At 44.6% G+C, this 5450-nt stretch carries 6 protein-coding genes; 1 reads left to right on the forward strand and 5 read right to left on the reverse strand.

What is annotated here, in order from left to right; genetic code table 11:
- Positions 1-3: 3 nt before the first annotated feature.
- The 5 genes from lepA to rpoE all read right to left on the reverse strand — a co-directional run bounded on the left by lepA (position 4) and on the right by rpoE (position 4589).
- Positions 4-1797, reverse strand: a complete 1794-nt coding sequence (gene lepA, locus AB4653_RS06105; RefSeq protein ID WP_009847653.1) for a translation elongation factor 4 — start codon at positions 1795-1797, stop codon at positions 4-6.
- 137 nt (positions 1798-1934) lie between these two features.
- Positions 1935-2405: a SoxR reducing system RseC family protein gene (locus AB4653_RS06110; protein ID WP_009847654.1), complete on the reverse strand. Its 471-nt coding sequence runs from the start codon at positions 2403-2405 to the stop codon at positions 1935-1937.
- Complete coding sequence (rseB, locus tag AB4653_RS06115) at positions 2402-3364, reverse strand: sigma-E factor regulatory protein RseB (protein WP_009847655.1); 963 nt, start codon at positions 3362-3364, stop codon at positions 2402-2404. The genes AB4653_RS06110 and rseB overlap by 4 nt, the downstream gene beginning before the upstream one ends.
- Positions 3361-3984 (reverse strand): sigma-E factor negative regulatory protein, encoded by a 624-nt coding sequence (locus AB4653_RS06120; protein WP_009847656.1) that lies wholly within the window; start codon positions 3982-3984, stop codon positions 3361-3363. The genes rseB and AB4653_RS06120 overlap by 4 nt, the downstream gene beginning before the upstream one ends.
- A gap of 26 nt (positions 3985-4010) precedes the next feature.
- Entirely contained in the window at positions 4011-4589 is a 579-nt protein-coding gene (rpoE, locus tag AB4653_RS06125; RefSeq protein ID WP_004735377.1) for an RNA polymerase sigma factor RpoE, read from the reverse strand.
- Between the two features lie 389 nt (positions 4590-4978).
- Here rpoE and AB4653_RS06130 point away from each other — a divergent pair.
- A partial coding sequence (locus AB4653_RS06130; protein ID WP_372103587.1) for an FAD-dependent oxidoreductase occupies positions 4979-5450 on the forward strand: 472 nt, incomplete at its 3' end.

The raw sequence follows: 5450 nt of genomic DNA on the forward strand, positions 1-5450 counted from the left end.
TACCTAGTCTTTGCCAACATGAAGGATTGCTAAGAATGCCTCTTGAGGCAGTTCAACGTTACCGATCTGCTTCATACGCTTCTTACCTTCTTTTTGTTTCTTAAGAAGTTTCTTCTTACGACTGATATCACCACCGTAACATTTTGCGATTACGTTCTTACGCAGTTGTTTCACTGTAGAACGAGCAATAATGTGGTTACCAATCGCGGCTTGAATCGCGATATCAAACATCTGGCGAGGGATGAATTCTTTCATCTTCTCAACCAGTAGACGACCACGAGACTGGGCAATATCTTTGTGTGTAATGATCGCCAGTGCATCAACCGTTTCACCATTCAACAATACATCTACACGTACCATGTTTGATGCTTCGTAACGTTGGAAGTTGTAATCCAATGATGCGTACCCGCGAGACGTTGACTTCAGACGGTCGAAGAAGTCTAGAACCACCTCAGCCATTGGAAGATCGTACGTCACAGCAACTTGGTTACCGTGATAAACCATGTCGACTTGCACGCCACGCTTCTCAACACACAGTGTGATCACGTTGCCTAGGTAATCCGAAGGTACCAGAATATTACAGCGAGCAATCGGTTCACGAATTTCTTCTAAGTCATTAATAGCAGGCAGTTTAGCCGGGCTATCAACATAGAGAATTGTGCCATCCGTTTTTACAACTTCGTACACTACGGTTGGTGCCGTTGTGATTAGGTCTAGGTCGTATTCACGCTCTAAACGCTCTTGGATGATCTCCATGTGAAGCATTCCTAAGAAACCACAACGGAAACCAAAGCCAAGTGCTGCTGAACTTTCTGGTTCGTAAAATAGTGATGCATCGTTCAGGCTTAGTTTGCCTAGTGCGTCACGGAAGTTTTCGTAGTCATCAGACGATACTGGGAATAGACCTGCGTATACCTGAGGCTTCACTTTTTGGAAACCAGGTAGACGTTCTGTGCTGCCGCCTTTTGCAAGCGTCAACGTATCACCAACAGGTGCGCCAAGGATGTCTTTAATACCACAAACAACCCAGCCAACTTCGCCAGTATTTAGCTCAGTTGTGTCGATTTGCTTAGGTGTGAAGATACCTAGACGGTCAACACCCCAAACTTGGTCTGTCGACATTACTTTAATCTTGTCGTTCTTCTTCAGCTTACCGTTCTTGATACGAACCAAAGAAACAACGCCTAAGTAGTTATCGAACCAAGAGTCAATGATCAGAGCTTGTAGTGGCGCTTCTGGATCACCTTCCGGTGGCGGGATAGCCGTTACGATGTTTTCAAGAACGTCATCAACACCGATACCGGTTTTTGCAGAACAACGCGTCGCTTCCATCGCATCGATACCAACGATCTCTTCGATTTCTTCAGCAACTCGTTCAGGTTCAGCAGCAGGTAAGTCAATCTTGTTCAAGATTGGCACTACTTCCAGTTCCATTTCGATCGCGGTGTAACAGTTTGCTAGAGTTTGAGCTTCAACACCTTGGCCGGCATCCACTACAAGAAGCGCGCCTTCACAAGCGGCTAGAGAGCGAGATACTTCATAAGAGAAGTCTACGTGTCCAGGGGTATCGATAAAGTTAAGTTGGTAAGTTTCACCATCTTTAGCTTTGTAATCTAAAGTCACACTCTGCGCTTTAATTGTAATACCACGCTCGCGTTCTATATCCATAGAATCGAGGACTTGAGCTGCCATCTCACGTTCACTTAACCCTCCACAAACTTGGATTAAGCGGTCAGAAAGGGTCGACTTACCGTGGTCGATGTGGGCGATAATCGAAAAATTACGAATGTGCTTCATAGGCTTGGTGTGACTAAACTCTTTGAATAGGGATAATAAGAAAGCCGCAACGCGTCCAATCTACAGTCAGCATTGGTGGCGGCATTTCAATCAAGTTGGCAGATTCTACCCAATTTAAGGGCAATAAGCATCATAAATTAGATGAGAGACTTGCCTAGGATTCTAATCAAGACAACTTCTTGCTTGGATTTGTCTTCCATTGGTTTAGCTAAGCGCTTCGCCAAACCAATACCACCAGCAGTAAACAGCGCTGCAGTTAAGATAACAATGCCCTCGCCCCCTTGGAGTAAGGGTTGTAACAAGAGTTGTCCAAAACCAGCACCAACCATCAACATGAAAAGCGGGATAAGATAAACAATAGCCGCAGACTGAAGTAGGCTTTTTTCTGGAAAGCCAATTTCTACGATCTGGCCTGCTTTAACTAAGCTTTGGGTTTTAAGCTGCCAAAACAAGGATTTATTGCCAACAGCCTTGGTCACAATACCCGTTCCGCAGCTTTTTTGAGATGAGCAGCTGCTGCAACTGGTTTGTTGTTCGCAACTCAGCTGAACAAAATATTGCTTACCTTTTTGTTCGACTGAGCTAACGGTCGCCAACGCAGTCATCATTGCGCTGGTGCCGGTTTATTGAACGTGACGGATTGAGCGATACGCTTGGCCGTTGCTGGCGGAATATCACCAACCACAGAGATTTCTTTGTCGCCAATCACTAAGCTGTGCAAGGTTCTTCGCCCTTGGCGTACCAGCTGTCCTTTCAATGAATGTTCGTCTTTATCGGCGATATAAACCGAAAAGCTAAATAATCCATCACTGAAAAGCTGGCTTTCAACCATTTTTTCGGTCGCAGCCATTTGGTAACGGCTGAGTTCTTTCGATTTAAATCCTTCTGGCACCCACGAGGCTTGCCAGTCGGTCTCGCTCACCAAGCCTTCTGGCAATGACAAAACCTTCGGCAATTTAGCTTGATTCAAACCGCCCATTGCTTCTGCAATTTTATCGTTCACGACATAAGAGATAGTGCGGTACTGCTCAAGCACTTCGCCATCACGATCCAAAAGATCGGCACGCAAAGGAAGGTTGGTTTTCTCGTCGACCCAAACCACGTAAGAGTATCGAAGGCCGTCTTTCGGCACGACGCGTAATACTTGCGTGGTACTGCCCGCCTCACGAGAACGCCCAACTTTTACAAAATCGTAGTATTGGTTGAGAGAATCGATATCTCGATTAATCATCGGAATGACAGGTGCAACCATACTGCCAGACTGAATAGTAAATGGCTCTGTACCCGGTTCGATGTAGCTAACTTCATTGCCACGTCGAATAACCTCACGAACAGGGCCGCTTAGATAAACAAGGTGTGCAAGTTGTTGGTCGTCGTTAACTGCATGACGATAAAGCAGAGGTTCAATGCTGCTCTTCTTTATCAATATGTAGGAGAGTTCGTAATTTAGATGCTGACTGGCCTCGTTCATTTGATGTAACAAGGCCTTTGCAGTGGTTTCCTCTGCAAAGGCTGTTGGAGACATCAAGCTGAACAGTGTCAGTGCACTGACCAGGATTTTCTTCATTCAATATCCGATTCTAGGTGTGCATCTTCCATTGGCGATGCATCACTGTTTAATCTTAGTTGTAGCTCATAATCTTCTAACAATGCATGAACGCGTTTGCGTTGCTCTTGCATGTTAGCTTCAGATGCAGGTCTCTCAACAGAGTCACGCGTTAAGCTTACTGGTTCCGCAGAACCTGCAAATGGAATCGTCTGGAGTACAGGCAACTGCTCTGGAGCTGCGGGATCGCTGCCACCATATTGCTGAACACCCAATACAACTGCTAATGAAACACACGCTGCCACGGCAACTTGTCCAAACTGTTGTAACCATGCAGGAAGCTGACGCTTCGCTTGCTGAGGTTTAGGCTGCTCTTCAATTGGAGCAACAGTAGGTTCAACATTCAATTGGTGCAGGTTCGACATTGAACCATGTGCAGGCTCATCATCAAGCGCTGCAGCTACACTGTTAGCAATGTTCCACTCTGGAGTTTCTGGCGCATCCCCACGCATAACATCACCAATTAAATGGTAACTCTGCCAGGTATCCATGCTTTCTTGATCAGATTCGAGATCTACTATGAGAGCTTTATCGATCGTTTCACCATCCATGAGTGCCGAAAGCTTTTCTTTATCAGCCATTATTTTCACCATAATTATTACAAGTTCTAGCGTTGTAAAAGAGGTTTAATTTTCTTTTCTACCGCTTCACGAGCTCGGAAAATACGCGAACGTACGGTTCCTACAGGGCAATCCATTACTTCTGCAATCTCTTCGTAGCTCAAACCTTCGAGCTCACGCAACGTCATTGCAGTTTTTAAGTCTTCGGGTAGCGCTTCAATCGCTCCAAAAACAACTTGTTTCAATTCGTTTGACAGCGTTAAGTTCTCAGGGTTCGATATTTCTTTTAACGCGCTGCCTGTTTCGTAATATTCTGCATCTTCTGCATCTACATCTGTTGCTGGCGGCCTGCGGCTCTGGGCAACAATATGATTTTTAGCGGTGTTCACGGCAATTCGGTACAACCATGTATAGAAAGCACTCTCACCACGAAAGTTAGGTATCGCGCGGTAAGCTTTAATAAAAGCTTCTTGTGCTACATCAGGTACATCACCGGAATTATTCACGTATCGAGAGATAAGATTACAAACTTTGTTTTGATACTTAACCACTAATAAGTTAAATGCCTGCTTATCTCCACTCTGAACTCGCTCAATCAACACTTGATCGGTTAGCTGCTCGTTCATTCGAGCGGGTACTCCTATTGTTATAACCCTTACCTTCACAGATATGGGTACTAATTATGCGAAATGTAGTATTGACACCACCGTCTACAAGAGCACTATTGTGACTAAGCCAAATACCGAAAGTTCCAACTTTCCTAAAATTATTTGCCATTATTGTTTCACAATGTGATGTAATAAAAATAGTTATCCCTATCAATTTGGGGAAACTTGAGCAAAAGCAATGGTATTGAGCAATTAAATATTTCTAGATAGCTGTCTATATATTGATTTTGTGTCGTGTTTTAGGATGACTAGGGAAAGATTATAACAGTCTTACCCAAACTCCTAAAACAAGACGAAGTCAATTGAGCATGGACAACTCGACTATAGCCCGGGATTTAATAAGTTTTATGAACGCAAACCGTGAACATCAGTGTGATGTATTAGTGGTAGGAAGTGGTGCGGCAGGCTTGTCATTAGCCTTACGCGTAGCAGAACATGCAAAAGTAATTGTATTAAGCAAAGGACCACGCAGCGAAGGATCGACGTATTACGCACAAGGTGGTATTGCGGCGGTGTTCGATGAATCGGACAGTATTGAGTCTCATGTAGAAGATACTCAAATTGCTGGGGCTGGGTTATGCGAAGAAGATACAGTTCAATTCATTGCTGAAAATGCTAAAGAGTGTGTGCAATGGCTGATTGATGGTGGTGTTCCATTTGATAAAGATGAGAACAGCACAGAAGGCCAACCAAAATATCACCTCACTCGTGAGGGCGGCCACAGTCACCGCAGAATTCTGCACGCTGCCGATGCAACTGGCATGGCGATGCAAACCTCACTGCAAGATAACGTCAAGAATCACCCAAATATCGAGATCT

Origin of the sequence: Vibrio sp. 10N.222.48.A3 (assembly GCF_041475345.1) — a bacterium.
Taxonomy (GTDB): domain Bacteria; phylum Pseudomonadota; class Gammaproteobacteria; order Enterobacterales; family Vibrionaceae; genus Vibrio; species Vibrio tasmaniensis_A.